General features: G+C 64.1%; 29 protein-coding genes. 11 read left to right on the forward strand and 18 right to left on the reverse strand.

Going from position 1 to position 24,691, the window contains the following annotated elements; translation table 11 throughout:
* Nucleotide 1: 1 nt before the first annotated feature.
* From recO to folK, 13 genes are all read right to left on the reverse strand, one after another.
* Nucleotides 2-727, reverse strand: a complete 726-nt coding sequence (gene recO / locus EP376_RS12480) for a DNA repair protein RecO (RefSeq protein WP_127655964.1) — start codon at nucleotides 725-727, stop codon at nucleotides 2-4.
* 66 nt (nucleotides 728-793) lie between these two features.
* Nucleotides 794-1,123: a DUF1491 family protein gene (locus tag EP376_RS12485; RefSeq protein WP_127655846.1), complete on the reverse strand. Its 330-nt coding sequence runs from the start codon at nucleotides 1,121-1,123 to the stop codon at nucleotides 794-796.
* Nucleotides 1,120-2,025 carry a GTPase Era gene (era, locus tag EP376_RS12490; RefSeq protein WP_127655847.1) on the reverse strand — a complete coding sequence of 302 codons (906 nt, stop codon included), beginning with the start codon at nucleotides 2,023-2,025 and terminating at the stop codon, nucleotides 1,120-1,122. The genes EP376_RS12485 and era overlap by 4 nt, the downstream gene beginning before the upstream one ends.
* 77 nt (nucleotides 2,026-2,102) lie before the next feature.
* Nucleotides 2,103-2,981 (reverse strand): DMT family transporter, encoded by an 879-nt coding sequence (locus EP376_RS12495; RefSeq protein WP_127655848.1) that lies wholly within the window; start codon nucleotides 2,979-2,981, stop codon nucleotides 2,103-2,105.
* A gap of 25 nt (nucleotides 2,982-3,006) precedes the next feature.
* Nucleotides 3,007-3,702, reverse strand: coding sequence for a ribonuclease III (gene rnc / locus EP376_RS12500; protein ID WP_127655965.1), 696 nt, complete (start codon nucleotides 3,700-3,702; stop codon nucleotides 3,007-3,009).
* Between the two features lie 19 nt (nucleotides 3,703-3,721).
* A complete protein-coding gene (lepB, locus tag EP376_RS12505) occupies nucleotides 3,722-4,558 on the reverse strand; it encodes a signal peptidase I (RefSeq protein ID WP_127655849.1) in 837 nt (278 codons plus the stop codon).
* Between the two features lie 54 nt (nucleotides 4,559-4,612).
* Nucleotides 4,613-5,050, reverse strand: coding sequence for a holo-ACP synthase (gene acpS / locus EP376_RS12510; RefSeq protein ID WP_127655850.1), 438 nt, complete (start codon nucleotides 5,048-5,050; stop codon nucleotides 4,613-4,615).
* A 7-nt stretch (nucleotides 5,051-5,057) separates the two neighbouring features.
* Nucleotides 5,058-6,506 (reverse strand): alpha/beta hydrolase, encoded by a 1,449-nt coding sequence (locus tag EP376_RS12515; RefSeq protein WP_127655851.1) that lies wholly within the window; start codon nucleotides 6,504-6,506, stop codon nucleotides 5,058-5,060.
* Between the two features lie 63 nt (nucleotides 6,507-6,569).
* Complete coding sequence (locus EP376_RS12520) at nucleotides 6,570-7,316, reverse strand: pyridoxine 5'-phosphate synthase (RefSeq protein WP_127655852.1); 747 nt, start codon at nucleotides 7,314-7,316, stop codon at nucleotides 6,570-6,572.
* A gap of 75 nt (nucleotides 7,317-7,391) precedes the next feature.
* A complete protein-coding gene (locus tag EP376_RS12525; protein WP_127655853.1) occupies nucleotides 7,392-8,057 on the reverse strand; it encodes a DUF2062 domain-containing protein in 666 nt (221 codons plus the stop codon).
* Between the two features lie 39 nt (nucleotides 8,058-8,096).
* A complete protein-coding gene (locus tag EP376_RS12530) occupies nucleotides 8,097-10,244 on the reverse strand; it encodes a RelA/SpoT family protein (protein ID WP_127655854.1) in 2,148 nt (715 codons plus the stop codon).
* 60 nt (nucleotides 10,245-10,304) lie between these two features.
* The gene (gene rpoZ / locus EP376_RS12535) at nucleotides 10,305-10,658 is read right to left on the reverse strand and encodes a DNA-directed RNA polymerase subunit omega (protein WP_127655855.1); all 354 of its coding nucleotides are present in this window, start codon (nucleotides 10,656-10,658) and stop codon (nucleotides 10,305-10,307) included.
* Between the two features lie 124 nt (nucleotides 10,659-10,782).
* Nucleotides 10,783-11,373 carry a 2-amino-4-hydroxy-6-hydroxymethyldihydropteridine diphosphokinase gene (gene folK / locus EP376_RS12540; protein WP_338068402.1) on the reverse strand — a complete coding sequence of 197 codons (591 nt, stop codon included), beginning with the start codon at nucleotides 11,371-11,373 and terminating at the stop codon, nucleotides 10,783-10,785.
* A gap of 98 nt (nucleotides 11,374-11,471) precedes the next feature.
* Between folK and EP376_RS12545 the strand changes: the two genes are divergently transcribed.
* Entirely contained in the window at nucleotides 11,472-12,044 is a 573-nt protein-coding gene (locus tag EP376_RS12545) for a LabA-like NYN domain-containing protein (protein WP_127655856.1), read from the forward strand.
* A 7-nt stretch (nucleotides 12,045-12,051) separates the two neighbouring features.
* On the opposite strand, the gene EP376_RS12550 is transcribed toward EP376_RS12545, so the two are convergent.
* A complete protein-coding gene (locus EP376_RS12550) occupies nucleotides 12,052-12,444 on the reverse strand; it encodes a c-type cytochrome (protein ID WP_476723923.1) in 393 nt (130 codons plus the stop codon).
* Between the two features lie 209 nt (nucleotides 12,445-12,653).
* Between EP376_RS12550 and EP376_RS12555 the strand changes: the two genes are divergently transcribed.
* From EP376_RS12555 to rnhA, 6 genes are all read left to right on the forward strand, one after another.
* The gene (locus EP376_RS12555; RefSeq protein WP_127655858.1) at nucleotides 12,654-13,439 is read left to right on the forward strand and encodes a phytanoyl-CoA dioxygenase family protein; all 786 of its coding nucleotides are present in this window, start codon (nucleotides 12,654-12,656) and stop codon (nucleotides 13,437-13,439) included.
* A gap of 102 nt (nucleotides 13,440-13,541) precedes the next feature.
* Entirely contained in the window at nucleotides 13,542-14,492 is a 951-nt protein-coding gene (gene ispH / locus EP376_RS12560; RefSeq protein WP_127655859.1) for a 4-hydroxy-3-methylbut-2-enyl diphosphate reductase, read from the forward strand.
* Nucleotides 14,489-15,304 carry a GNAT family N-acetyltransferase gene (locus EP376_RS12565; RefSeq protein WP_127655860.1) on the forward strand — a complete coding sequence of 272 codons (816 nt, stop codon included), beginning with the start codon at nucleotides 14,489-14,491 and terminating at the stop codon, nucleotides 15,302-15,304. Before ispH ends, EP376_RS12565 begins: the two co-directional genes overlap by 4 nt.
* Nucleotides 15,305-15,389: 85 nt before the next feature.
* Nucleotides 15,390-15,839, forward strand: a complete 450-nt coding sequence (locus EP376_RS12570; RefSeq protein ID WP_127655861.1) for a DUF3429 domain-containing protein — start codon at nucleotides 15,390-15,392, stop codon at nucleotides 15,837-15,839.
* Between the two features lie 220 nt (nucleotides 15,840-16,059).
* Nucleotides 16,060-16,494: a methyltransferase domain-containing protein gene (locus EP376_RS23310; protein ID WP_240652454.1), complete on the forward strand. Its 435-nt coding sequence runs from the start codon at nucleotides 16,060-16,062 to the stop codon at nucleotides 16,492-16,494.
* Nucleotides 16,487-16,936, forward strand: coding sequence for a ribonuclease HI (gene rnhA, locus EP376_RS12580; RefSeq protein ID WP_127655862.1), 450 nt, complete (start codon nucleotides 16,487-16,489; stop codon nucleotides 16,934-16,936). The genes EP376_RS23310 and rnhA overlap by 8 nt, the downstream gene beginning before the upstream one ends.
* 42 nt (nucleotides 16,937-16,978) lie before the next feature.
* Here rnhA and EP376_RS12585 read toward each other — a convergent pair whose 3' ends face one another.
* From EP376_RS12585 to EP376_RS12600, 4 genes are all read right to left on the reverse strand, one after another.
* Entirely contained in the window at nucleotides 16,979-17,551 is a 573-nt protein-coding gene (locus EP376_RS12585) for a cob(I)yrinic acid a,c-diamide adenosyltransferase (protein ID WP_127655863.1), read from the reverse strand.
* Nucleotides 17,551-17,760 carry a twin transmembrane helix small protein gene (locus tag EP376_RS12590; protein ID WP_127655864.1) on the reverse strand — a complete coding sequence of 70 codons (210 nt, stop codon included), beginning with the start codon at nucleotides 17,758-17,760 and terminating at the stop codon, nucleotides 17,551-17,553. Before EP376_RS12590 ends, EP376_RS12585 begins: the two co-directional genes overlap by 1 nt.
* A gap of 63 nt (nucleotides 17,761-17,823) precedes the next feature.
* Nucleotides 17,824-18,651, reverse strand: a complete 828-nt coding sequence (locus tag EP376_RS12595) for an SDR family NAD(P)-dependent oxidoreductase (RefSeq protein ID WP_127655865.1) — start codon at nucleotides 18,649-18,651, stop codon at nucleotides 17,824-17,826.
* A 68-nt stretch (nucleotides 18,652-18,719) separates the two neighbouring features.
* Nucleotides 18,720-19,328 carry an SH3 domain-containing protein gene (locus tag EP376_RS12600; protein WP_240652455.1) on the reverse strand — a complete coding sequence of 203 codons (609 nt, stop codon included), beginning with the start codon at nucleotides 19,326-19,328 and terminating at the stop codon, nucleotides 18,720-18,722.
* Between the two features lie 255 nt (nucleotides 19,329-19,583).
* Between EP376_RS12600 and parC the strand changes: the two genes are divergently transcribed.
* From parC to EP376_RS12620, 4 genes are read left to right on the forward strand one after another with little or no spacing between them, the layout of a single operon-like run.
* Nucleotides 19,584-21,857, forward strand: a complete 2,274-nt coding sequence (gene parC, locus EP376_RS12605; protein WP_238928865.1) for a DNA topoisomerase IV subunit A — start codon at nucleotides 19,584-19,586, stop codon at nucleotides 21,855-21,857.
* 59 nt (nucleotides 21,858-21,916) lie between these two features.
* The gene (locus EP376_RS12610; RefSeq protein WP_127655867.1) at nucleotides 21,917-22,249 is read left to right on the forward strand and encodes a hypothetical protein; all 333 of its coding nucleotides are present in this window, start codon (nucleotides 21,917-21,919) and stop codon (nucleotides 22,247-22,249) included.
* A complete protein-coding gene (locus EP376_RS12615; RefSeq protein ID WP_127655868.1) occupies nucleotides 22,246-23,418 on the forward strand; it encodes a DUF898 family protein in 1,173 nt (390 codons plus the stop codon). The genes EP376_RS12610 and EP376_RS12615 overlap by 4 nt, the downstream gene beginning before the upstream one ends.
* A complete protein-coding gene (locus EP376_RS12620; RefSeq protein ID WP_127655869.1) occupies nucleotides 23,415-24,581 on the forward strand; it encodes a M48 family metallopeptidase in 1,167 nt (388 codons plus the stop codon). The genes EP376_RS12615 and EP376_RS12620 overlap by 4 nt, the downstream gene beginning before the upstream one ends.
* Nucleotides 24,582-24,691 lie beyond the last annotated feature (110 nt).

The following is a 24,691-nucleotide window of genomic DNA, read 5'->3' on the forward strand; positions in this document are numbered from 1 at the left end:
GTCAATCGTCCCGGCAGATCAGGTCGACGAGCCGCTGGCGTGCAGGCGGCACCGGGCGGTCACCAAGGCTGGGCAGCAGGCTTTTCGATATGAAATGGCCCGTGACATCGAAGGCCAGCTTCATGTCATCGGGGCCGGCATCGCCGTCGCCCAACAGAACCGGTGGCAATGGCAGAAGCCGGTCGGCCCATTCGCCCGCGCCTTCGGCGCTGACCGCGCGGCCGGTCCGCGGAGAGATATAGGAAAGACCGGTCGTCTGGCCCGTCGCCGCGCAGCGGCTGAGATCGAGGGCAAAGCCCATCTCTTCAAGAAGAGCGACTTCCCAATGCAGATAGGCCAGTGGCCACAGATCGGGCTGATCCGCCAGATCGAGCAGGGCGGAGGTCCTGTCATAAAGCGCAGGATGCGGGTCGCGCTCGGGCAGGGTGAAGGTCAGGAGCGCCGCGATCGCATTCAGACCCGCCAGCGCCAGCCTCTCACCCATGACGAGCGAGGGCCGGCTGCGTCGCGGCTCGACCGTGAATGTGCCAAGATGCTCGTCCAGCCGGGCCTTCCACGTGACCGCGACCTGTCCGCCCGGCTGAAGCACCGGCGCCATGCGCCGGGAGGCGCCGCCCCGAACGACACCCGCGTGACGGCCATGGCCGGAGGTGAAGACCTCTATGATGGCAGAGGTCTCGCCATGCCGGCGCAGCGACAGAACAGTGCCTTCATCCGCCCATTCGATCATGGCGCCATCAGGCCCCAGCGCCGCGAGGGGCGCAATCGAAAACCGAGGCGGCGGTGGATGAGGTCACTCGAGGCCCGGTTCATCCAGAAGGTGCCGGCCCGCGCGATCTTCGACCTCGATCACCCAGAGATCGGGATCAAAGCGGCGCTGCGCGGCGATCGAAAGATCGACCTCGGTCTCGGGGCCTGCGGCAAGTTCCGTCCAGCGCCGGTCACCGGTCGCAAGATCGAAGCTGCGGGTGAAGGCCCGGGCCTGCCCGTCCAGGGTGTTGAGTTTCACGAGAACGGCGCCCGCCGTATCGTCGCCATGCGACGTCACGAAGGCGGGGATATCGTTCAGTCGAAGCCGGACAAGGTAGGCATCGACCCAGAATCGCGCCGTCAGCCGGCTCATGATCCGTCGCGGATATCGAGGCCCATCTCGGAATAGCGTTCGGCCTCGTCGAGCCAGTTGGGCCGCACCTTGACGGTGACAAAAAGATGGATCTTCCGGCCGAGAAACTCTTCGAGTTCCTCACGTGAGGCGCGGCTGACGGATTTGATCGTCTCGCCCTTATGGCCGAGGACGATCCCCTTGTGGCCATCCCGCGCGACATAGACCACCTGATCGATCCGGGCCGAGCCGTCCTTCCGCTCTTCCCAGTTTTCCGTCTCGACGGTCAGCTGGTAGGGCAGTTCCTGATGCAGGCGGAGCGTCAGTTTCTCGCGGGTCATCTCGGCCGCGATCATGCGCAGCGGCAGATCGGCGATCTGATCCTCGGGGTAAAGCCACGGGCCTTCGGGCATCCGGCCCGCAAGCCAGGCTTTCAGATCATCGCAGCCATGGCCTTTTTCGGCCGAGATCAGAAATGTCTTTTCGAAATCGAATGCCGCGTTCAACTTCTGGGTCAGTTCGAGCAGGACCTCGGATTTCACCCGGTCGATCTTGTTGATGGCAAGGGCCACCGGCGCGTTGCCGCCCCGATCCTTCAGCCGGTCGATGATCGCCTGAACGCCTCGTGTCAGCCCGCGATGCGCCTCGACCAGAAGAACGATGACATCGGCATCCGACGCGCCGCCCCAGGCTGCCGCCACCATCGCGCGATCCAGCCGGCGTTTGGGCTGGAACAGGCCGGGGGTGTCGACAAAGACGATCTGGCTTTCGTCCTCGATCGCCACGCCGCGGATGCGGGCGCGCGTCGTCTGGACCTTGTGGGTCACGATCGAGACCTTTGCCCCGACCATGTGATTGGTCAGGGTCGATTTGCCCGCATTGGGCTCCCCGATCAGAGCTACGAAACCGGCGCGTGTTGTCATCTGGTGGATGTTCCTCGTGATCAAGACCGCGCTTTAGCCGGTTTCGCGCCGTCGCGCCATAGGGCTGGGTCCGCGGATCAGGTCGCGGCCTTGCGGCGTGCGTCCCGCATCAGCGTATAGAGGCCCGATCCCACGATCAGCGCCGCGCCCAAAAGCGTCAGCGCGTCGGGGCGCTCGCTGAAGATGGTCATGGCGATCGCCAGTGCGACGATCAGACGGAAGTAGCGGAACGGGGCGACGATCGACACCTCGCCCGTGCGCATCGCGGCGGTCAGCGCGCTGTAGCCCATCACGCCCGCAAGCGCGGTGCCCGTGATCATGGCGGCCCCCTGCGCGGTGGGAAGCGCGGGCCTGCCCGGTTCGAACAGGATCAGGACGATCCCGGCCAGCGCGACCGTGGCGAAGCCCAGAAGGTTCAGTTGGGTGGCATGGACCTCGGGCGGGCTGGTGCGCGTGGCCAGATCGCGGCCCGCGAAGCCCAGCATCCCCAAGACGGCAAAGATCGTGGTCGGGGTGAAGGCGTCCGGCGTAGGGCGCAGGATCAGCATGACCCCGAAAAAGCCGACGGCCATTGCGATCCAGCGGCGCGGCCCGATCCGCTCGCCAAGGATCAGTCCCGCGCCCAGCATCACGACCAATGGCGCGGCCTGCAGGATCGCAGAGGTCGTCGACAGGGTGTTGAACGCAAGGCTCAGTGCAAAGAACAGCCTGCCCATGATCTCGAACCCGGTCCGGATCATCAGCCGGCGTTCGAGATAGGCCCGATGCCAGAGCGGTTGGCCCTGAACCGTTGCGATGACGGCCGAGATACCGAGAGCCAGAAGCCCGAACAGCAATGTCCCGCTTCCGGGCGTGACGGCGCCTGCGCCGGTGGCGGCCTTGAAGAAGGCGTCTTCGACCGCGAAGCCCGCCATCGCCAGAAGCATCCAGAGGCTGCCACGCAGGTTGTCGGTCACGTCGCGGCCCCGCGATGGGCGTGGATCACGGCATGCCGCCCTTGTCTTCGAGGCGCGACAGAAGGGCGCGCGCCGCGGCCTGTTCGGCCTGCCGCTTGTTCCCGGCCGTGGCGCTGGCGGTTTCGCCGGTCAGAAGCTTTGCCTCGATCGTGAATTCGGGGGCGTGATCGGGGCCGGACCGTGCCGTCTCGACATAGGCCGGCGGCTCCATCCCGCGGGCCTGCGCCCATTCCTGAAGCGCGGTCTTGGGGTCGCGGGCATCGGCCTTCACGGTCTCGACCCGTCCGGACCAGTGCCGCAGGATCACGGTGCGGGCGGCATCCAGACCGCCGTCGCGGTAGACGGCGGCAATCACGGCCTCCATCGCGTCGGCAAGAAGGGCGTCCTTGCGGCGGCCGCCGGATTTCATCTCGGACCGACCCAGCTTCAGCACGGCGCCCAGATCGATTTCGCGGGCGACCTCGGCGCAGGTTTCGCGCCGCACCAGTGCGTTGAAGCGCGGGGCGATCTGGCCTTCGGTCGCAGCGAGATCGGCGTCGAGAAGCGCCTCGGCGATGACGAGGCCCAGAACCCGGTCGCCCAGAAATTCGAGCCGTTGGTTGTCATCGCGATGGGGCGAGGCAATGGAACTGTGCGTCAGCGCCCGGATCAGAAGCTCGGGTGCGGCAAAGCTGTGTCCCAGCCGATCCGAGAAGGCGCGCAGGTCTGATGAGAGCGAGATCGCCATGGCGCTCCCGCCGTCACTCGAGCTTGTGGAAGAAGCGGTCGCCGCGCCACGTCCAGAAGGCCAGCATCGAACTGCCAGCGGACGAGAACATCACCCGGTCCGCCCGGCCCACCAGATCCTCGAGCGGGACGAAGCCCACGCCGCCCGCGGTCTGCGGGACACGGCTGTCGGTGGAATTGTCGCGGTTGTCGCCCATGAAGAAGAAATGACCCTCGGGTACGGTGAAGACGCCGGTGTTGTCGGTGGACTGGTTCGTGATGTTGAGAACGTAATGGGTGGTGCCATTGGGAAGCGTCTCGGTGAAGAGGCTCTTTTCGCAGGGCGCGCCCATGGCGACGGCGCCGTTCTCACAGCGCGGCAGCGCGCCTTCGGGGCCCTGACGGGCCATCTCTTCGACGAAGGTGCCTGCATCTTCGAGAGTGACCGGCGTGTCGTTGATGAACAGGATCCCATCCTTCATCTGGATCCGATCGCCCGGCAGGCCGATCAGCCGCTTGATGAAATCGACTCCGGTCACGGGGTGGCGGAAGACGACGATATCGCCGCGCTCGGGTTCCGATCCGAACAGACGATCGTTGTCGCCACGGAAGACACCGCAGAAATCATCGGCCGAGATGTCGATGCCGAGCGCCGGGATGCGGATCGACGGGCAGGAGGCGTAGGAATAGCCATAGGCCATCTTGTTGACGAAGAGGAAATCACCGATCAGCAGCGTGTTTTTCATCGAGGCCGACGGGATCCAGAACGGCTGAAAAAAGATCGTTCTGAACAGGCCCGCAATCAGCAGGGCATAGACGACCGTCTTTACCGTTTCGATGATGCTGGCGCCGAGGCCGCCTGAATTCGACATTTGACTTATCCTGCTCTTCGCCCTCGCGCTAAATGCGGACGTTCGGAGGGCAAGTCAACCCGCTGTCCCCGAGGGGAAGGGTCCCGCCGCCGATCCGATCGGGCGGGCCTCGATCACGACGAAGGCCTGCGCCCAGGGATGATCGTCGGTCAATGTGACGTGGATGATCGCCTCGTGTCCCGGCGGTGTCATCTGTGCGAGCCTCTCCTTCGCCCAGCCGGTCACCTCCATCACGGGTTGGCCGCTGCGCAGGTTGCGGACGGACATGTCCTTCCACGCGATACCCATTGCTAGGCCGGTTCCCAGCGCCTTTGAACAGGCCTCTTTCGCGGCCCAGCGTTTCGCATAGGTGCCGGCGATATCCTTGCGGCGTTCGGCCTTGGCCTGCTCGATCTCGGTGAAGACGCGGTTCTTGAACCGGTCGCCGAACCGGTCGAGCGTGCCGGAAATCCGGTCGATGTTGCAAAGATCAGAGCCGATACCAAGGATCATGCGGGCCTCATGCCTGAAATAGCGGGAAACTGACACCCAGTGCCCATGCCAACACAAGGCCAAGTGCGATCCCCGCCGACGCCGCCCCCGCACGCTGCGAAACGACGCGGCCCATCAGACCGAAGGTGAGCCAGAACAGAACGATGACCGGCGCGATCATCAGAAGGAAGAACAGGCCCTCGAAATTCAGCGCAACCGCGATCCCTAGGGAGGCAAGAAAGGCCAGCCGTGCCAGGACCCGTTGCCAGACCGGCGCCCCTTGCGCGGCCCAAGCGTCGCCGAGCATGAAAGGTATGGCGCCAAGGGCGAGGGCCGCGATGATCCAGAGCCTCTGACCCACGGGCCAGAAATTCGCGCCATATCGGTCGAGCGCGAGGCCGAAGACCGCGATGCCATAGACGGCAAGCGCAATGACCGCCCAGACAGATGGCCCGGGAAGGCGCGGGCCAAGCCGCCACATAAGACCGATCTGCAAGACGCCATAGATCAACAGATGCAGGGCAAGATAATCGGCGACAAGAACGGGCAGAAACCCGGTCTCGATCGGCGCGGCCAGAAGCGGCGCCGCGATCATCGGCACGAGCGTGACCGCGGCGAAAGTGCGCGCCCGCATTGGCTCGCCCCCCGCCGCCGGGTGCTTTCGCAGCAGCGCCGCAAACGGATAGGCCAGCGCCGTGATCGCCGCGAGAAGGCCAAGCAGGGCCCAGCCGGTTTGCGGAACCGGCACATCAGCCTCGGTCCCGTGGAAGTCGTTGATCCAGTCTAGCGCTGCGGCACGCCCCGCCCGGCTGTGCAGGATCGAGACATGTTCGGCGGCTGGCGCCAGAAGGGCCATGCGCGTGACATTGCCCGCCGTGACCCTTTCGCCGTATTCGGCGGAGGGATCGACCATCTGCGCGGCCTCCAGCGCGAATTCGCGCAGGCCCGGCTCCCATGCGCCGGTGATCAGCAACAGGTTTTCGGGATGCGTGTCGTCGATGGCGAGGGAAAAGGCCGACAACAGGACAATCGGGCCGATCCCCGGTGTCTCGGCCGCCGTGCGGACAAGGATATCGGTCGCCATGGAATGCCCCAGAAGCGCGACAGGCGCGTCGCCGCGTCTGACGGTCTGGATCACCGATCTGGTCTGTTCGACCAGAAGCCGGGTCGTCCCGTCGAGGGCATTCACATCGCCCGACATCGGCAACACGTGGCGGCCATGCCCTTCGAAATCGAAGGCAAAGACGGTATAGCCCGCTTGCGCCAGCAGCAGGGAATAGCCCTGCATCATCTGCTGGGACCCGGCAAAGCCGTGTGCCACCACGACGACCGGCCCCTCCGAGCCGTCGGAATAGCGGGTGATCGGGGTCGGCCCGTCGGGAAAGCTGGTGATCTCGATCCCGGTGCGTGCGCCTTCCAGCACCCAGATGGCCCAGCCGGCGACCACCAGCGCAAGAATCGTGATCGCCGCCCGCATCTCAGCCTCTCAAGACGTGCGCTGCGGCCTGTCGGCCGGCTGCGGATCGGGTTGGTCCGATGGTCAAGCGCGGGCCTCGTCCATCAGGCGGCGCATCTCGGCAATGGCGGGGGACAGGCCCCGAAAGATCGCCTCGCCGATCAGGAAATGCCCGATGTTCAGCTCGACCACTTCGGGAAAGGCCGCGATGGGCTGGACCGTTTCATAGGTCAGGCCGTGACCGGCATGCACCTCGAGGCCGAGGCTGTCGGCAAAGGCGGCCATCTCACGCAGCTTTTCAAGCTCGGTGTCGCGGGTCGAGAAATCGCCCTCGGCATGGGCGTCGCAATAGGCGCCGGTATGCAGTTCGATCACCTGCGCGCCGATCCGCTGGGCGGCCTCGATCTGGCGGCGGTCGGCGGCAATAAAGATCGATACCCGGCAGCCCGCCTCGCGCAACGGCGCGATGAAATGGGCAAGCTGGTTTTCCTCGCGTGCAACCTCAAGTCCGCCCTCGGTCGTGCGCTCTTCGCGTTTCTCGGGCACGATGCAGACGGCATGCGGCTTGTGGCGCAGGGCGATGGCCTGCATCTCGGCGGTGGCGGCCATCTCGAAGTTGAGGGGGATGGTCAGTGCCTCCATCAGCCCGTCGATATCTGGGTCGGTGATGTGGCGGCGATCTTCGCGCAGATGCGCGGTGATGCCGTCGGCTCCCGCCTCTTGGGCAATGCGGGCCGCGCGCACAGGATCAGGTGTATCCCCGCCCCGAGCGTTCCTAACGGTTGCCACGTGGTCGATGTTGACCCCGAGCCTGAGTTTGCCCCGTGACATCGCATCTCTCCTGCCTAGTGGTTGCCCGCGCAACGTAGTGCGCAAAGCGGGCAGGGAAAACCGCGAATAACGGCGCTAGTTGTTGCGACCGGGAAGCCGGGGCAGGCGCCGTCCCGGGGGCCTTTCGCCGCGCAGCTGGGCCAGCTTCGCCTCGAGTTTCTTGCGGCGGCGGTTCTGATAGGCCCGGATCACCGGCACGGAGAGTCCATAGACGATCGAGGCCGAGATCACACCGGGGATCAGGCCACCCACCAGATAGGGCAGGAAGACCTCATCATAGAACCGGGCGAGGCCCGACCATTCCATCCTCTCATCGGTGAAGATGGCCAGAAGATTGTGCCACAGATCGGCCCAGGCGCCGGAAAACTTGGTGCCGAGGGAGCGTTCGATCCCGTCCGCGGGGCGTGTGCCAAGGATCGTGTGCCCGAACCACAGCGACGTTGCTGCGATCGGAAGATAGGTCAGCGGATTGCCGAAGAATGTCGCCAGAAGTGCGGCAAGGATGTTGCCGCGCATCATCCGCGCAATGATCGCCGCGCAGATGAAATGCAGGCCATAGAACGGCGTAAACGCGACGAAGACGCCGGCCCAGATCCCGCGGGATATCTTCTCCGGGGTGTCGGGCAACCGGCGGACGCGGTGTTTGACATATTCGAAGGCCCGGACCCAGCCGCCACGGGGATAGAAGAAGTCGGCCACGACTTTCCAGACCGGTCGCCTGTCGCGTCGTTTGAAGACCACGTCTGTTTATCCTCCATCGCCCCGCTTCGGTGTCGCGGGTCAGTCGCGAAAAGCCTCGGCCGCGCGGTTCGGATCCCGGTGCCGCGAGATCGAGGCAACATCGCTTTCGGCCTCGAGCGCCGTCATGACGCGGTGCATGTGTTCCGCATCGCGCAGTTCGACGTCGACAAGCACGCGATAGAAATCCGGTTTCCTGTCCGCGAATGTCAGGTTCGAGATATTGGCCTTCTGTTCGCCGATCAATGTGCAAATCCGTCCCAGCACGCCCGCATCGTTCGTGATCGTCAGATCCAGCGTGACGGTATTGACGGCGCCGTGGGTTCCTTCCTGCCAATGCACGTCGATCCAGCGGCCCGGCTGTTCTTCGAAATCGATCAGCGCGGCGCAATCGATGGCATGCACCGCGACGCCCTTGCCGCGATAGGTGATGCCCACGATGCGTTCCCCCGGAACGGGCTGGCAGCACGGGGCGCGCACATGGGCCTGATCGGGGTTGAGACCCACCACGGCGCGGGCCTTGTCGACGGTCGCGGCGCGTGTCGGCTGAAGATCGGGGTAGATGGCCCGCACGGCGTGGCGCGCGGAAAGCTCGGCGCTCCCGATCCGGGCCAGCATGTCTTCGGCATCGTCGATCGCAAGGGCCTTGGCCGCTGTTGTCAGCGCCTTTTCGGTGACCTTCTTGCCGACGTTTTCAAAGGCCACGCGGGCCAGCTCGCGCCCTAGCTTGACGAAGCGTTCCTTGTCTTCCTCGCGCAGGGACCTTCGGATCGCGGTCTTGGCCCGGCCGGTCACGGCGATATCGATCCAGGTCGATTGCGGCGTCTGGCCTTCGGCGGTGATGATCTCGACCGACTGGCCGTTCTTGAGACGGGTCCAGAGCGGGACACGCATCCCGTCGACCTTGGCGCCGACGCAGGCGTGCCCGATCCGTGTGTGGATCGCATAGGCGAAATCGATGGGTGTGGCGCCGCGCGGGAGTTTGATCACGTCGCCCTTGGGCGAAAAGACGAAAACCTGGTCGGTGTACATCTCGAGTTTGACGGCCTCGAGAAACTCGTCGTGGTCGTGATCTTCGTCGAACCGTTCGGTCAGCGAGGCGATCCATTTCACCGGATCGACGGCAAAGCGGTTCTCGACCCGTTCGCCATCCCGGTAGGACCAATGGGCGGCGACACCGGTTTCGGCGACCTCGTGCATCTCGCGGGTGCGGATCTGCATTTCCACCCGTTTTCCGTCGCGGCCCGAAACAGTCGTGTGGAGCGAACGGTAGCCGTTCGATTTCGGATTCGAGACATAATCCTTGAACCGCCCCGGCACGAGTTTCCAGCGCTGGTGAATGACACCCAGCACCCGGTAGCAATCCTGTTCGGAGCGGGTGATGATGCGAAAGCCGTAGATGTCGGACAGCCGGGAAAAGCCCTGATCCTTTTCCTGCATCTTGCGCCAGATCGAATAGGGTTTCTTGGCGCGGCCATAGACCTCGGCCTCGATCCCGGCAGTGTCGAGTTCGAGGCGAATGTCACTGGTGATCTTTTCGATCACATCGCCCGTTTCCTTCTGCAGCGTCAGGAACCGGCGAATGATCGAGGCGCGGGCCTCGGGGTTGATGACCTTGAACGCAAGATCCTCAAGCTCTTCGCGCATCCATTGCATACCCATGCGCCCGGCTAGCGGCGCATAGATTTCCATGGTCTCGCGCGCCTTCTGAAGTTGCTTCTCGGGGCGCATCGACTTGATCGTGCGCATATTGTGCAGACGGTCGGCCAGCTTGACGAGAGTGACCCGCAGGTCACGCGATGTCGCCATGAACAGCTTGCGGAAGTTCTCGGCCTGCTTGGTTTCAGTCGAGGACAGCTGCAGATTCGTGAGCTTGGTGACGCCGTCCACAAGATCGGCGATCACCGTGCCGAACCGCTCCTCGACCTGGGCGTAGTTGGCCTTGGTGTCTTCGATCGTGTCGTGGAGGAGCGCGGTGATGATGGTCGCATCATCCATCTGCTGTTCGGCGAGGATCATCGCGACCGCGACGGGATGCATGAAATAGGGCTCGCCCGAATGGCGGAATTGCCCCTCATGCATTTTTTCCCCGAACGCATAGGCATCGCGGATCAGCCCGGCCGATGAATTCGGGTTGTAGAGCCGAACCAGCTCTATCAGATCATCAGCCGTGGTAAGGACGTGCGTCATGGGGCGCGGGCTCAAAGGTCACTGTGCCGGTCAGCCCCGAACTCGCCGCCGGTAAACTGCTCAGCGCTGGCCCTGAGCTTCCATCAACTCGCGCAGCAGACGCTCGTCGGGCATGTCGTCATCGGCGGGTTTGTCCTGCTCGGCACCCATGAGAAGCGCCATCGAATCGTCTTCGGGCTCGTCGACCTCGTTCTGGGTCTGCTGCGATTCGATCATGCGTTCGCGCAGATCCTCGGCCTGCTGGGTTTCTTCGGCGATTTCCCGCAAGGCCACGACCGGGTTCTTGTCGTTGTCGCGATTCACCGTCAGCGGCGATCCGGAGGAGATTTCGCGCGCGCGGTGCGCCGCAAGCATGACAAGCTCGAACCGGTTGGGAACCTTGTCGACGCAATCTTCTACGGTAACGCGGGCCATGTGGCACTCCTGCTAGGACTCTGTCGGGCACAGCAAACAGGGCCGGAGACCGGCCATGGATCGCTGAAAGCCGGTAGATAGGCAATTTCGAGCCGAGACGCAAGGCCCCGACCGTTCAATCCGCCTAAGGCAGCCTCTCGATTCCGGATAAGTGTTCGGAGGGCAGAGCGTCCCGCATCTCGTCCACGGTCTGCCCCAGTATCGGGTGGCGCCAGTCCGGTGCGACTTCGGCGAGTGGAACAAGCACGAAGCCCCTGTCCTGAAGCCGTGGATGCGGAAGGATCAGGTCATCCGGCGTCGTTGTCATCTGCGCCTCTACCGGAAGCATCCGCCAGTGATCCTGTGTCTGACGATCAGGATGTATCTCGGAACCAGCGGCGACAAGATCGATGTCAAGCGTTCGCATGCCCCAGCGTTGTTCCCGGCGGCGGTCGAACGCGGCCTCGATCTCGTGCAGGATGCCGAGGATTTCACCGGCGGGTCTGTCCGACATTACCGCGGCCGCGGCGTTCACGTAATCCGGGCCTGCGCCGGCCGGGAAACAGGGGGTTCGGAACAGTGCGCTTTTCCCCGTTAGGCGGCCAAGGCTTTCCCCCAGAAGATCGAAAGCAAGACACAAAGTCTTGTCGGGGGGCGCGTCGTCTTTCCCGGGAAGGTTCGCGCCAAGGGCGAGCAGGATTATCCTTTCGGATAGTCGGACATTCCGGGCTTGCACGGCTAATCGTTTCCTCTATTTTCGACAATCGTCCTCATTAGTTCGAACCCACTCACACATTGCGGCTTCTGAGCAAAGGGAATTTGAAAGGCTAGATTATGTTTTATCGTGATGAGCGGCTCGCGCTCTTCATTGATGGATCGAACCTCTATGCGGCGGCCAAGTCGCTGGGCTTCGACATCGACTACAAACTCTTGCGTCAGGAATTCATGCGGCGGGGCAAACTGCTGCGCGCGTTCTACTATACGGCGCTGCTGGATAACGACGAGTATTCTCCCATTCGCCCGCTTGTCGACTGGCTCCACTACAACGGCTTCACGATGGTGACCAAGCCGGCCAAGGAATACACCGACAGCCAGGGCCGGCGTAAGGTCAAGGGCAACATGGATATCGAACTGACCGTCGATGCCATGGAACTTGCACCGCATGTGGATCACGTCGTTTTGTTCTCGGGCGACGGCGATTTCAGGCCGCTTGTCGAAGCGCTTCAGCGCAAGGGCGTTCGGGTCTCGGTCGTCTCGACGATCCGCAGCCAGCCGCCGATGATCGCCGATGAGTTGCGCCGTCAGGCTGATGATTTCATCGAGCTTGACGGTCTGAGAGATGTTGTCGGTCGCCCCCCGCGGGAACCGCGTCCCCAGTCATCCGAAGAGGCGATGGCCGGGGACTGATCCCGGCCTATCCGCCCCGCTCGCGGTTCATCTCGGTATGGCGCGCCTGAATGGGTTCGGGCCACGTGCTCTTGATGAACGCCAGCACCGCAATGATCTCGGCATCCGTCAGGATGTCGTGAAAACCGATCATGTTGGACCGGTAACTGCCGCCCACCATCGCCTCGGTGCCGTATTTGGTGATCTGGAAAAGCTGCGCATCGGGATGATGCCAGGTGTGGCCGGTCTCGTCATGCGGCGGGGCCGGCAGTTTCCCATCGGGCCCGGGGCTGCGCCAATCGGCCTCGCCTTCCAGATCGGCCCCATGACAACTTGCGCAATGCACGGCATACAGCGCCTCGCCTCGGGTGACGACCGAGGCATCCTTGTAGGGCAACATTCCGGCCGGCTGATCGGTCATCGATTGCGCTGTGACAACGGCGATGGTCGCAGCTATCGCGGCAACAAGGGCAAGGCTGGCAAGTTTGATGGATCGGTGTGACATGGCGCGACTCCCCCCGACGTCCTGAATAGGTCTTCCTCCTGCTGGCGGGTCAAGGCAAAGTGACGGACAAGACGGAATTGTGAACCCGGTTGGCCACGCCGGGAAATCTGAAGGAAAGCAAGGCAATGGCGATGGTATCGACGGAAATGACACAGGCCTATGCGCGTGACGGCGCGGTTGTCGTCCGGGGGCTGTTTGCAGATCACGTGGAGGCGTTGCGCGAAGGCATCGCCTTCAACATGGCATCACCCGGTCCCTATGCCGCCGAGAACCTCAAACCCGGCGAGGCCGGCCGCTTCTTCGACGATTACTGCAACTGGGAACGCATACCCGCGTTCGAACGCGCCGCGCGCGACCCGGCCGTCATCGCGGCCGCAGCAGCCCTCATGCAATCAACCGGGGTTCAGCTGTTCCACGATCATGTCCTCGTCAAGGAGCCGGGCACGTCAAAACCCACGCCCTGGCATCAGGATGGCCCCTATTACTTTGTCGAAGGCACGCAGACCGTCAGTTTCTGGGTCCCCCTCGATCCGGTGCGCGAGGCAAGCCTGCGCTGCGTTGCGGGGTCACATCTTTGGGAGAAACCCGTCCTTCCCAAGCGTTGGCTGGCAGAGACCGATTTCTACCCCGATCCCACCGAGTTCATGGAGGTTCCGGACCCCGATGCCGAGGGAATGCGGGTTCTGGAATGGCAGCTTGAGCCGGGCGATGCGGTGGCCTTCAACTTCAAGGTCCTGCACGGCGCGCGGGGCAATGAAACGGGCCAGCGGCGCCGGGCCTTTTCGCTGCGTCTGGTGGGCGATGATGCGCGCTATGTCGAACGACCGGGCCGAACCTCGCCGCCCTTTCCGGGGCACGACATGCAGCCCGGTCAGCGTCTGCGCGAGGATTGGTTCCCGGTTCTGGCCTGATCGGTGCGGCCGGATCTGCCGCATCCGGGTCTTTTCCGGACGTTCCGGTTCTGGACCCGAAGGCCCAAAGCCCCTAGGTCTGGGACGAGACAGGAGAGCCCGATGACCAAACCAGCCCTCACCCTTTATCTGGCCGCGCCGCGCGGCTTTTGCGCCGGTGTCGACCGCGCGATCAAGATCGTCGAGATGGCGCTCGAGAAATGGGGGGCGCCGGTCTATGTCCGGCACGAGATCGTTCACAACAAGTTCGTCGTGGATGATCTGCGCGACAAGGGCGCCGTCTTCGTCGAGGAACTGGACGAATGCCCCGATGACCGGCCGGTGATCTTTTCGGCGCATGGGGTGCCGAAATCGGTACCTGCCGCCGCATCGGCGCGGCAGATGATCTATGTCGATGCGACCTGTCCACTGGTCAGCAAGGTTCATATCGAGGCGCAGCGCCACCACGAGAACGGCCTGCAGATGATCATGATCGGCCACGAGGGTCACCCCGAGACGGTGGGCACCATGGGCCAGTTGCCACCGGGCGAGGTTCTTCTGGTCGAGACGGTCGAAGACGTGGCCCATGTCGAGGTGCGCGATCCCGAACAACTGGCCTTTGTCACGCAGACGACGCTGTCGGTGGACGATACCGCCGATATCGTGGCGGCTCTTCAGGCGCGGTTCCCGGCCATCGTCGGCCCCCACAAGGAAGACATCTGCTACGCCACCACCAACCGGCAGGAAGCCGTGAAGGCGATGGCGCCGAAGGCGGATGCCATGCTTGTGGTGGGCGCGCCCAATTCGTCGAATTCCCGCAGGCTGGTCGAGGTCGGTGCGCGGGCGGGCTGCCAGTATTCGCAACTGGTTCAGCGGGCCACCGATATCGACTGGCGGGCGCTGGAGGGCATCTCGAGCATCGGTATCACGGCCGGGGCCTCGGCGCCCGAGGTGCTGATCAACGAGGTGATCGACGCTTTCCGCGACAGGTATGACGTGACGGTCGAACTGGTCGAGACAGCGCAGGAAAACGTGGAATTCAAGGTGCCCCGCGTCCTGCGCGAACCGGCGTGACCGACGGACGGACCGAGTTCTTCGGGACAGAGGCGCAGCGTGCGCTGCTGGCCCGAGGAAAGGCGCTGTTCGATGTCGTGCGCGGAGACCCGCGGTTCACCTATTATGGCCGGACCGTCGGGCTCGCCACACCCGAGGATGGTGATCCCACGTTGCTGCGCAGCCTTGTCGCCCTGCAGGGCAGCGCGCATTTTGCTGCCGTCGATACGGATGCCATCGCTGAATTGCAGAGTGACGCCGAGGCGCACGGCTTTGCCGTGACCCGATATGTCCGCTGGAGCGGGGCTGGCGATGCCCTTGATGCCGCGCGCCGGGTTCTGGCGGGCGCGCGCCTGCCCGACGGGATCGAAATGGTGCGGATCACACCCGAGACGCCGGAGCCCGTGATGACCGCTTTCGCGCAGATGGCGCTCGATTGTGGGGTCCTGCCGCCGGTTCGCTCGGTTCTCGACGGGCGCGACAGGTCGGGGCTGTGCCTGATCGCCCGGACGCCGGAAGGCGAGGTTGTCAGCTGTGCCGCAAGTGCGGCCTTTGCCGACCCGGCGCATCCCAAGTTCGGCGATATCGGATGGTGGGGCATGTTGGCGACCCGACCGGATCATCGCGGGTCCCGGCTGTCTCTGATCCTCGGAGCCCATGCGTTGGTCGGGCTGATGGAGGAGAGGGGGCTGAAATCCGTCTTTACCGGGGTCGTCGCCGGAAATGCCCCGTCAGAGGCCGTGTGCGCGCGGATGGGGCTCGCACCCGAAATGTCCGAGACATTGTCTCTGGCTGACCCAGTTCTTCTTCCCGGCGGGCGCATGACGAAGTAGCGGCCTTCTGCGACCGTTTCTCCCGTCGTCATCACTGGCGGCGCCCGGAAAGCGGCGCTAGGTAAGCCGGGGACGGAGAGCCGCCATGTCACAGATCCCCAGATCCGCCCTGATCCTCGGTCTTGCCGGGTTGATCCCTTTCGTCTGGGGCGCGTTGACCCTCCTTGTCCCGGAACTGGCTGTGGCGGGCATCAATTCCATCGGGTCGCGCTTCGTCGGGCCCTATGTGCAGCTTTTCTACGGATCGGTGATCCTTTCCTTCATGTCCGGCGTGCTTTGGGGGTTCGCCACCAAGGCGGAGGGCCGGATTGCAGCCGCGGGATATGCCTTGTCCGTCATACCAGCCCTCTGGGCCTTCCTGATGACTGGCGGCGGCCCGGTCACGGCAGGGATCAACCTCGTCTTCGGGTTCCTCGGGCTGCTGGGGCTGGACTGGCTGTTCTGGCGTCAGGGACTGGCGCCGCAATGGTGGATGCGTCTGCGTCTGCTTCTAACGGCGATCGTTGTCGTGACATTTCTGCCGGTGATCCTGTGAGCGTCGATCCCGAAACCCGGGCCGTCTATGACCGCAAAGCGGAAGATTACGCCCGGATGGTTCGGTCGGAAAAGCCCAGTGGCGCGCTTGCCGAATTCATCGGTCTGATGCCCCCGGGCGCCAGAGTGCTCGATCTGGGGTGCGGCCCGGCGGATGCGGCGGCGGCGATGCGCGATGCTGGTCTGCGGCCCNGTGCGGCCCGGCGGATGCGGCGGCGGCGATGCGCGATGCTGGTCTGCGGCCCGATGCCATCGATGCAAGCCCCGGCATGGTGGAGATTGCCAACCGGACACATGACATCGGGGCCCGCTGTGCGACATTCGATGATTTGACGGAAGAGGCCGCCTATGCCGGTGTCTGGGCCAGCTTCAGCCTGCTTCATGCAGCGCGCGACGATCTGCCCCGGCATCTGGCCGCGATCGCCCGCAGTCTTGTGGATGGGGGACATCTGACCATCGGCATGAAGGTGGGTGAGGGCGGCGGTCGTGATTCGCTGGGCCGGTTCTACGTCTATGTGGGCGTAGCGGAACTGGAGGGGATGCTGCACGACGCGGGCCTGAGCGTCCTTTCGAAACGCGAGGGCGCTGAGCGCGGCATGGCGGGCACGATCGATCCCCATGTCATCATGCTTGCAAGGAAGACCGCCGATGGCTGACCTGTTCGCCTATACGGATGGGGCCTGCTCGGGTAATCCCGGCCCGGGGGGATGGGGCGCCCTGCTGATCGCGCGCAATGGCGACGACATCGTCAAGGAACGCCCCTTGAGCGGAGGTGAGCCCGATACCACGAACAACCGCATGGAATTGATGGCGGCGATCAGTGCCCTCGAGGCGCTGGAGCGGCCCAGCCGGATCACGGTCGTCACCGACAGCGCCTATGTCAAAGGCGGCATCACTGAATGGCTGCGCGGCTGGAAACGCAACGGCTGGCGGACATCAACGAGGAAACCCGTCAAGAACGAGGACCTGTGGCGCCGGCTTGATGACGCGGCAGCGCGCCATGACGTGACGTGGGAATGGGTCAAGGGCCATGCCGGCCATCCCGAGAATGAACGCGCCGACGAACTGGCCCGCGCGGGCATGGCGCCGTTCAAATAGGCGCCGCCGCTGCCCCCGCGTGACGAGGGCAGGGCGCGGTCATTACCGGTTCGCGCCGGGAACCCAGAGCACGTCGCCGCGTCCGCCATCATTGGCCACGCGGCTTGCCACGAAGAACCAGTCGGATAGGCGATTGAGATACTTCACCGCGGCGGGGTTCACCTCTTCCATCGTGGCCAGTTCCACCACCAGCCGTTCGCCGCGGCGTGCGACAGTGCGGCACAGGTGGAGATAGGCGGCAAGCGCGGTTCCGCCCGGCAGCACGAAGCTGCGCAGCGGATCGAGGTCGCCGTTCATGCGGTCGATCTCGGCCTCGAGCCGGTCGACCTGCGCGTCCGACATCCGCAGCACCGGATAGGGCGCCTCGGCATCCTTGGCCATCTCCGGGCGGCACAGATCGGCGCCCAGATCGAACAGATCGTTCTGGATCAGCGCCAGAAGCGCGTCCATCTCGCCCTCGGCATGAAGACGGGCAAGCCCGAGCGTGGCGTTGCATTCGTCGACGGTGCCATAGGCTGTCACGCGCAGGGAATGCTTTGCCACACGGGCGCCGTTTCCGAGTGCGGTATCACCATCGTCGCCGGTGCGGGTGTAGATGCGGTTTAGAACGACCATCAATTGCCTCCCTGGCGCCGGACCCAGACGTAAAGCAGGATCAGGCAGATCGCCACGAACTGCGCCACGATTCTCAGGCGCATGATCTTGTTGGCGTATTTGCGATTGAACTCCCCGCCCTTGCCGAAGCCGCCGACGCCGACCAGCAGAACGACCGCAACAATCAGGACCGCGACGAGCACGAGGATGAAGAACGGATCGTTGAGCATGGGGATTCCTTCCTTGTCCGGCCCGATGTAGCAGGCTCAGTCCCGAAGGAAAGAGCCCGTGTCTCAGACCCGGCGCAGGATCCAGTCCGTGGCCCGCGTCGGCAGCACCCGCCGGAGCACCAGCGCAACAGTCGCGAGCCGCGTCACCCGGTAGCGCGGACGCGGTCGGGGGGATTCCAGCGCATGTCGCAGCTTGCGGGTCACCGCCGAGGCGGGGGCGTCGAGTTTTCCGCGGCTGGCCTCGGCATAGATGCGTTTGCGAAGAATGTCATATTGCGCCTTGCGGGCCGAGTTTTCGGTGTCGATCCATTTTTCGAAATGCGGGATGCCGTTTTCGCGGAATCTGGTGGTGATCAGCCCCGGCTCGATCAGGATCACCTTGATCGGCGTATCCGACATTTCGATCCTCAGGACATCCGTCAGACCCTCCATCGCGTGCTTGGTCGCGACGTAGGGGCCGCGCCAGCGCAGCGCGACATAGCCCAGAACGGAGGAACAATTGACGATCCGCCCATGGCCCTGCGCCCGCATTACCGGGATGACGCGGGTCGTCAGTTCATGAACACCGAAGAGATTTGTCTCGAAAATCTCGCGCAGCGCCGCGCGGGGGACGTCCTCGACCGCGCCGGGCGCGCCATAGGCGCCATTGTTGTAGAGCGCGTCGAGCGTGCCGCCGGTCGCCTCGAGAACCTCGGCCAGCCCCTGTTTGATCGAGGCACTGTCGGCGTAGTCGATCCGGGGGCTTTCAAAGCCTTCGGCGCACAGCTTGTCGCAATCTTCCTGCTTCCGGCAGCTTGCGAAGACGCGCCATCCCGCGGCGCGCAAGCCGTGAGCCGCATCATAGCCGATGCCCGAGGAACATCCGGTGATCAGTACAGATTTTCCGCCCATGCGCCGCCCCGATCTTCATCCGATCCCGGAGATCTATTGCGGCGGGGACACCCCGGCAAGTGACGGGATCAATCCGCGAGGAAACGGCTTGCGACCCAGCCTTCGACGCCGTCGCCTTCGATCCTGATCCGGGCCCAGCCATCGGGCGTTTCTTCCAGCAATTCGACGATCTCGAATTGCAGCAGACGCCCGACCACGGCGTTCGATGTCGACGGTCCGGACCTGACGTTCAGTGCGGAGGCCTCGACCGTCCGGGTCTCGGCATTGGGCCCCTGCGCAACGGCCTCTTCAGCGAAGGGATCGAACACACGCGGATCCTCTGTTTCCGCGACGGGAACGCCATCGGGTGAAACGGAAAGGGAGGCGAACGACACAGCCGGCCGGTCGCCGTCATCTGTCGCGCGCAATGGCTGGGACAGGCGGGCCGTCACGCCGTCAAGGTTACTTTCGGATGACGAGGCCAGCGTGACGGAGCCGTTGTCGCGGATCGAGATGTCGGTCTGCCGTTCGTCTCTGCCAGCGATTGCCAGGATTTCCTCGGCGGTTACCTCGGGTTCCGGCACAGGCGCGGCCTCGGCCAGATGTGGCCGTTCCTCCGGAACGAAATCAGAGCCTCCAGACAGCTCATAGAATATGAAGCCAAGGACCCCAAAGGTCACAAGGATGAATTTCCACACGGGCCAAGCCCCCCAAACGCACAGAATCACAATAAATGGTCTGTTTTTCGAATAGCAGAAATCGAACGTGATTTGGACGGGGAGTTTTTACTTTTTTTGTCCCCCATCGGATTGGCCGCATTGGCAGATGTTTCCAACGTGCCCGCAGGTAGTGTTGTCGGGTGCGAGGGGCGCTAGACCTTGGGGCGGTCGCGGTGTATCGCTGATCCTATGTCGGATACTCCTGAACCTCCCGAAACGGATGACGCCCCGGACATGAATCCGGTCGAGCCTCTGCGCCGCGCCATCGGCGAGAGGTATCTGACCTATGCGCTCTCCACGATCATGAACCGCGCGCTGCCGGATGCACGCGACGGCCTGAAGCCGGTCCACCGCCGGATCCTTTACGCGATGCGGGAGTTGCGGCTGAGTTCGACCGGCGGGTTCCGGAAATCGGCCAAGATCTCCGGCGACGTGATGGGCAATTATCACCCGCACGGCGATGCCGCGATTTATGACGCGATGGCGCGTCTGGCGCAGGATTTCAACGTCCGCTATCCGCTGGTCGACGGGCAGGGCAATTTCGGCAACGTCGACGGCGACAACCCGGCAGCATCCCGCTACACCGAGGCGCGCCTGACCGCGGCGGCCGAGGCCCTGATGGAAGGGCTGACAGAGAACGCCGTCGATTTCCGCGAAAATTACGACGGCACGCTGACCGAGCCGGTCGTTCTGCCGGCCGCATTCCCGAACCTGCTGGCAAACGGTTCTTCGGGGATCGCCGTCGGCATGGCGACCAACATCCCGCCCCATAACCTGCATGAACTGATCGAGGCCTGCCTGCACCTGATCAAGGCTCCGAATGCGCGCGACGAGACATTGCTTGAATACGTGCCGGGCCCGGACTTTCCGACCGGCGGCGTTATCGTGGAGCCGCGAGAGAACATCGCTGAAGCCTATCGCACCGGGCGTGGCGCGTTCCGGCTGCGCGCAAAATGGGAAAAGGAGGATCTGGGTCGCGGCCAATGGCAGATCGTGGTCACCGAGATCCCCTATCAGGTCCAGAAATCCAAGCTGATCGAACGGCTGGCCGAGGTGATCCAGACCAAGAAGGTTCCGCTTCTGGCCGATGTCCGGGATGAAAGCGCCGATGACATCCGCATCGTGCTAGAGCCGCGTTCGAAGACCGTCGACGCCGAAGTCATGATGGGAATGCTCTATCGCAATTCCGATCTCGAGACCCGGTTCAGCCTGAACATGAACGTGCTGATCGACGGGCTAACGCCCAAGGTCTGCAGCCTGAAAGAGGTTCTGCGCGCGTTCCTCGACCACCGCCGCGACGTCCTGTTGCGCCGCAGCGTCCACCGGATGGAAAAGATCGACCACCGGCTGGAGGTTCTCGAAGGCTTCATCATCGCCTTTCTGAACCTCGACCGCGTGATCGACATCATCCGTTATGACGATGCGCCCAAAGACGCGCTGATGGCCGAGCAATGGGGCAAGGATCATGTCCGCGCCCGTGACGAGGCCGACTACGTCTCGCCGCTGCCCGCCACCGGCGAAGGGGAACTGTCGGATGTTCAGGCCGAGGCGATCCTGAACATGCGGCTGCGCAGCCTGCGCCGCCTCGAAGAGTTGGAGCTTCTGCGTGAGCAGAGCGCCCTGATGGAAGAGCGGGCGGGGCTGGAGGATCTTCTCGACAGCGAAGACCTGCAATGGAAGACGATCGCCGATCAGTTGCGCGAAACGCGCAAGCAGTTCGGCCGTGACGCCCCGGGCGGCGCGCGTCGTACCATCTTTGCCGAAGCGGGCGAGGTCGCCGAAGTGCCGATGGAGGCCATGATCGAGCGCGAGCCGATCACGGTTGTCTGTTCCGAGATGGGCTGGGTCCGGGCGATGAAGGGCCATATCGACCTGAGCCAGGAGTTGAAGTTCAAGGACGGAGACAAGGGCCGGTTCATCTTTCACGCCGAGACGACGGACAAGCTTCTTGCATTCGGCTCGAACGGGCGATTCTACACGATCCTTGCCGCGAACCTGCCCGGCGGGCGCGGCATGGGAGAGCCGCTGCGCCTCATGGTCGATCTGCCGAACGAATCGCAGATCGTGTCCTTCTTCATTCACAAACCGGGGGCACGTCTTCTGGTCGCCTCGTCGGCGGGGGACGGCTTCATCGTGCCCGAGGCCGAGATCGTGGCCCAGACCCGTGCGGGCAAACAGGCGCTCAACGTCAAGGACGAGGTCGTGGCCCGTGTCTGCCGGCGCGTGGCGGGCGATCACGTGGCTGTCGTGGGCGAGAACCGCAAGGTCCTGATCTTCCCCATCGAGGAATTGCCGGAAATGTCGCGGGGCAAGGGCGTTCGGCTTCAGAAATACAAGGACGGCGGGCTTTCGGATGCCACGACCTTCGATCTGGAGCAGGGGCTGAGCTGGCATGATCCGGCGGGTCGGACCAGAACGGAAACCGACCTTGCCGAATTCGTGGCCAAGAGGGCAGCTGCCGGACGAATGGCGCCGCGCGGCTTTCCTCGGGACAACAGGTTCAACTAGGCAAGGTGCGGCGGCGCATCCTCCTCTGGGCCGTCGGGGCCTGCGTAGCGGGGGCTGTGGTGTTTGTGCCCTGGGGCGAGATCTGGCTTCACCGTGGTATCGAAGGCCCGCCCTGTGTCGATCTGTATGATCGCGACGACCTTGATTTCACGTCCGAATTCCCGAGCGAGAACCGGTTCGTCAACGGATCGAAAATCCGAAGCCTTGCTGGTGATCCCTCTCCCGATTGCACGATGATCGGTCAGGCCTATCGTTGCGACGTGCTCAGCAATACGGCAGTCGAGATTGAGCTTTTCGACTACACCCACCGCTACGAGGCCCCCCAAGGCAGCGTCATCTATGGGAATGCGCGTTTTGCCGACTGCTTCATCCCGCCGGACGCAGGCATATGAGTGATGTCGTTTCCACAGCGTTCGTAGGCGCGCGGCGGCGGCTTTTCGGGCTGGCGCTGAAGACGGGGATCGCCACGATCCTGACCCTTGGGTTCTACCGTTTCTGGGCCAAGACACGGCTGAGACGGTGGTACTGGTCCTCGATCCGGCCGGGGGGGCATCCGCTGGAATACACCGGCGACGGTGTCGAAAAGATCACCGGCTTCCTGATCGCGGTGGTGATCCTTGCGTTCTGGCTGGCCATCGTGAACCTGCTTGTGATGTTCGCGAGCCTGTCGATCTTTGCCGCGCCGCAATCCGCCTATGCGATCAGTATTCTCTTGCTCGTTCCCCTGTGGTTCTGGGCGCGATATCGGGCGCGGGCCTATACGCTCTCCCGGACACGCTGGCGCGGAATACGGTTCGGCATGGCGCCGGGGGCCTTGGGCTATGCGATGCGGGCCTGCCTGCACTGGGTGCTGACCATTGCCTCGCTTGGCTTGCTGTGGCCGCGCATGACCTTCCGGCTCGAAAAGTACAGAACCGACCGGACCTATTTCGGCACGGCGAGGTTCGAACAGGGGGGCAGGGCGCTGATGCTATATCGCGCATTTGCGCCGGCCTATGTGGCGGCCCTCCTGTGCGTGGGTGCCGGGATTGTGGGGGCTGCCGCGGACCCAAGGGCATTCTGGCTTCTGCTGCCGTTGGTGCCGCTGTTTCTCGCGGCGGCGTTGCGCTACCGGGTTCGGTCGATTGGCATCATGGCCTCTGAAAAGCGGCTCGACGGCCTCAAGCTCGCCGCCCGGCCCAGCCCGGCCGGGATCGGACGGATCGTGGCCTATGGCGGGCTCGCGATCCTGATCCTGTTGCTGCTGCCGGTTCTGGGCCTTGCACTGGCGCAACTCTTGCTGTTGCCGGAAGAGGTGCTGTCCAACCCGTTCGATCTTTTCTCTCTCGGGCCGATGGCCTGGCTGGCCGCCGGCCTGTTCGTCGTGATCTATTTCGGGGTCTTCCTGATGTGGGGCGTGCTGCGTCATGCGCTGATCACGGCGCCGATGCTGCGCCACTATGCCGAATCTCTGACGCTCGAGGGCGTCGGCGCGCTCGAGGCCGTCGCCCAGCGACCGGGTGCCGCGGCGCGCGGGGCCGAAGGCTTTGCCGAAGCGCTTGATCTGGGGGCCGCGATATGACGGCGCGCACGGTCATTGCGATCGGCGCTCGGCCCCCTGTCTATGAGGGGCGGGCCATCTATTTCGACGGTGCGCATCCTGTTCCCGCCGAGGTGACGCTGAGGTTCGACGACGAAAAGGCCGAGTTGCTGATCGAGGGGGCGGGCGATGCCATCATCCGCTGGCCCTACCTGTCCCTCAGGGCGCAGCGCGATCAGGCAAAGCCGGATGACGGGCTGATCCTGAGCCTTGCGGATGGCGATCCGGCCCGGCTCATGCTCGATGCCCGCGATACACTTCTGATCCGGGCCCGCGCCCACAGGCTGCATCGGCGGGTGTATCCTGTCCGCTGGCGCAGGATCGCGCTTCTGGGCCTGTCGGCGCTGGCATCCGTTGCACTGATGATCGCGGTTCTCGTGCCGGTCCTGTCCGACCGGCTGGCCGAGGCCCTTCCCCCCGAGGGAGAGGCCGCGCTGGGCGAGGCGACGCTTGGCCATATCCGGCGGGCGCTGGATCCGGGGGGCATGGGCATCGGGCTGTGCGATGACCCCGAGGGCCTGACCGCGCTGGCCCTGATCGAGGCGCGCCTGTCCGACGCCCTGCCCGAGCCGGTGCCATTCGCCGTCTCGGTGGCCGACCACGAGATGGTCAATGCCTTTGCCTTGCCAGGTGGGCAGATCGTCCTGTTTCGCGGTCTGATCGAGGAGGCCGGCTCCGCCGAGGAGGTCGCGGCGGTCCTCGCGCACGAGATCGGCCATGTCGCCGCACGCGATCCGACGCGGATCGCCCTGCGATCGGCCGGGTCGATCGGCGTCCTTGGGCTTCTGTTCGGGGATTTCGCCGGCGGCGCGATCGTCCTGTTCCTGGCCGAGCGCATCATGACTGCCGACTATACCCAGGAGGCCGAGGCCCAGGCGGATGCCTATGCGCACAACGTCCTCGTCTCTGCAGGTGTCTCGCCCGCGGCGATTGCCGACTTCTTCGATCGGCTGATGTCGCAAAGCGGTGATCCGCCGCCTCTTGTGCAGCATTTCCTCGCCCATCCGGCAATGTCCGACAGGATCGCCGCGGCGCGGTCCGCCGTGCCTGACGATTTCCGGCCCGATCCGCTGCTTTCCGGCGAGGAATGGGCCGCACTTCAGGGGATGTGCCAAGGCGGCGGCGAAACCGGATCTGGCGCTTGATTTTCCTGTCCCGCTCCAATAAATGCCGCGCGACGTTGATCCGGGTCGACGATGGCCCCTTTAACCTGCGAGGCGCGAGGCGAGAATGGCGAAGGCAAAGTTTGAACGCA

It is taken from the genome of Alexandriicola marinus, assembly GCF_004000435.1.
Classification (GTDB): domain Bacteria; phylum Pseudomonadota; class Alphaproteobacteria; order Rhodobacterales; family Rhodobacteraceae; genus Alexandriicola; species Alexandriicola marinus.

What these genes read in the sequence shown, in the direction of transcription:
- EP376_RS12555 (WP_127655858.1), top strand. Translation starts at nt 12,654, where the DNA reads ATGGCGATGGTATCGACGGAAATGACACAGGCCTATGCGCGTGACGGC.
- ispH (WP_127655859.1), top strand. Translation starts at nt 13,542, where the DNA reads ATGACCAAACCAGCCCTCACCCTTTATCTGGCCGCGCCGCGCGGCTTT.
- EP376_RS12620 (WP_127655869.1), top strand. Translation starts at nt 23,415, where the DNA reads ATGACGGCGCGCACGGTCATTGCGATCGGCGCTCGGCCCCCTGTCTAT.
- rnhA (WP_127655862.1), top strand. Translation starts at nt 16,487, where the DNA reads ATGGCTGACCTGTTCGCCTATACGGATGGGGCCTGCTCGGGTAATCCC.
- EP376_RS12615 (WP_127655868.1), top strand. Translation starts at nt 22,246, where the DNA reads ATGAGTGATGTCGTTTCCACAGCGTTCGTAGGCGCGCGGCGGCGGCTT.
- EP376_RS23310 (WP_240652454.1), top strand. Translation starts at nt 16,060, where the DNA reads ATGCGCGATGCTGGTCTGCGGCCCGATGCCATCGATGCAAGCCCCGGC.
- EP376_RS12520 (WP_127655852.1), bottom strand. Translation starts at nt 7,316, where the DNA reads ATGTCACGGGGCAAACTCAGGCTCGGGGTCAACATCGACCACGTGGCA.
- lepB (WP_127655849.1), bottom strand. Translation starts at nt 4,558, where the DNA reads ATGTCGAATTCAGGCGGCCTCGGCGCCAGCATCATCGAAACGGTAAAG.
- EP376_RS12595 (WP_127655865.1), bottom strand. Translation starts at nt 18,651, where the DNA reads ATGGGCGGAAAATCTGTACTGATCACCGGATGTTCCTCGGGCATCGGC.
- EP376_RS12485 (WP_127655846.1), bottom strand. Translation starts at nt 1,123, where the DNA reads ATGAGCCGGCTGACGGCGCGATTCTGGGTCGATGCCTACCTTGTCCGG.
- rpoZ (WP_127655855.1), bottom strand. Translation starts at nt 10,658, where the DNA reads ATGGCCCGCGTTACCGTAGAAGATTGCGTCGACAAGGTTCCCAACCGG.
- EP376_RS12545 (WP_127655856.1), top strand. Translation starts at nt 11,472, where the DNA reads ATGTTTTATCGTGATGAGCGGCTCGCGCTCTTCATTGATGGATCGAAC.
- EP376_RS12570 (WP_127655861.1), top strand. Translation starts at nt 15,390, where the DNA reads ATGTCACAGATCCCCAGATCCGCCCTGATCCTCGGTCTTGCCGGGTTG.
- EP376_RS12515 (WP_127655851.1), bottom strand. Translation starts at nt 6,506, where the DNA reads ATGCGGGCGGCGATCACGATTCTTGCGCTGGTGGTCGCCGGCTGGGCC.
- acpS (WP_127655850.1), bottom strand. Translation starts at nt 5,050, where the DNA reads ATGATCCTTGGTATCGGCTCTGATCTTTGCAACATCGACCGGATTTCC.
- EP376_RS12585 (WP_127655863.1), bottom strand. Translation starts at nt 17,551, where the DNA reads ATGGTCGTTCTAAACCGCATCTACACCCGCACCGGCGACGATGGTGAT.
- parC (WP_238928865.1), top strand. Translation starts at nt 19,584, where the DNA reads ATGAATCCGGTCGAGCCTCTGCGCCGCGCCATCGGCGAGAGGTATCTG.
- EP376_RS12590 (WP_127655864.1), bottom strand. Translation starts at nt 17,760, where the DNA reads ATGCTCAACGATCCGTTCTTCATCCTCGTGCTCGTCGCGGTCCTGATT.
- EP376_RS12530 (WP_127655854.1), bottom strand. Translation starts at nt 10,244, where the DNA reads ATGACGCACGTCCTTACCACGGCTGATGATCTGATAGAGCTGGTTCGG.
- era (WP_127655847.1), bottom strand. Translation starts at nt 2,025, where the DNA reads ATGACAACACGCGCCGGTTTCGTAGCTCTGATCGGGGAGCCCAATGCG.
- EP376_RS12550 (WP_476723923.1), bottom strand. Translation starts at nt 12,444, where the DNA reads ATGACCGATCAGCCGGCCGGAATGTTGCCCTACAAGGATGCCTCGGTC.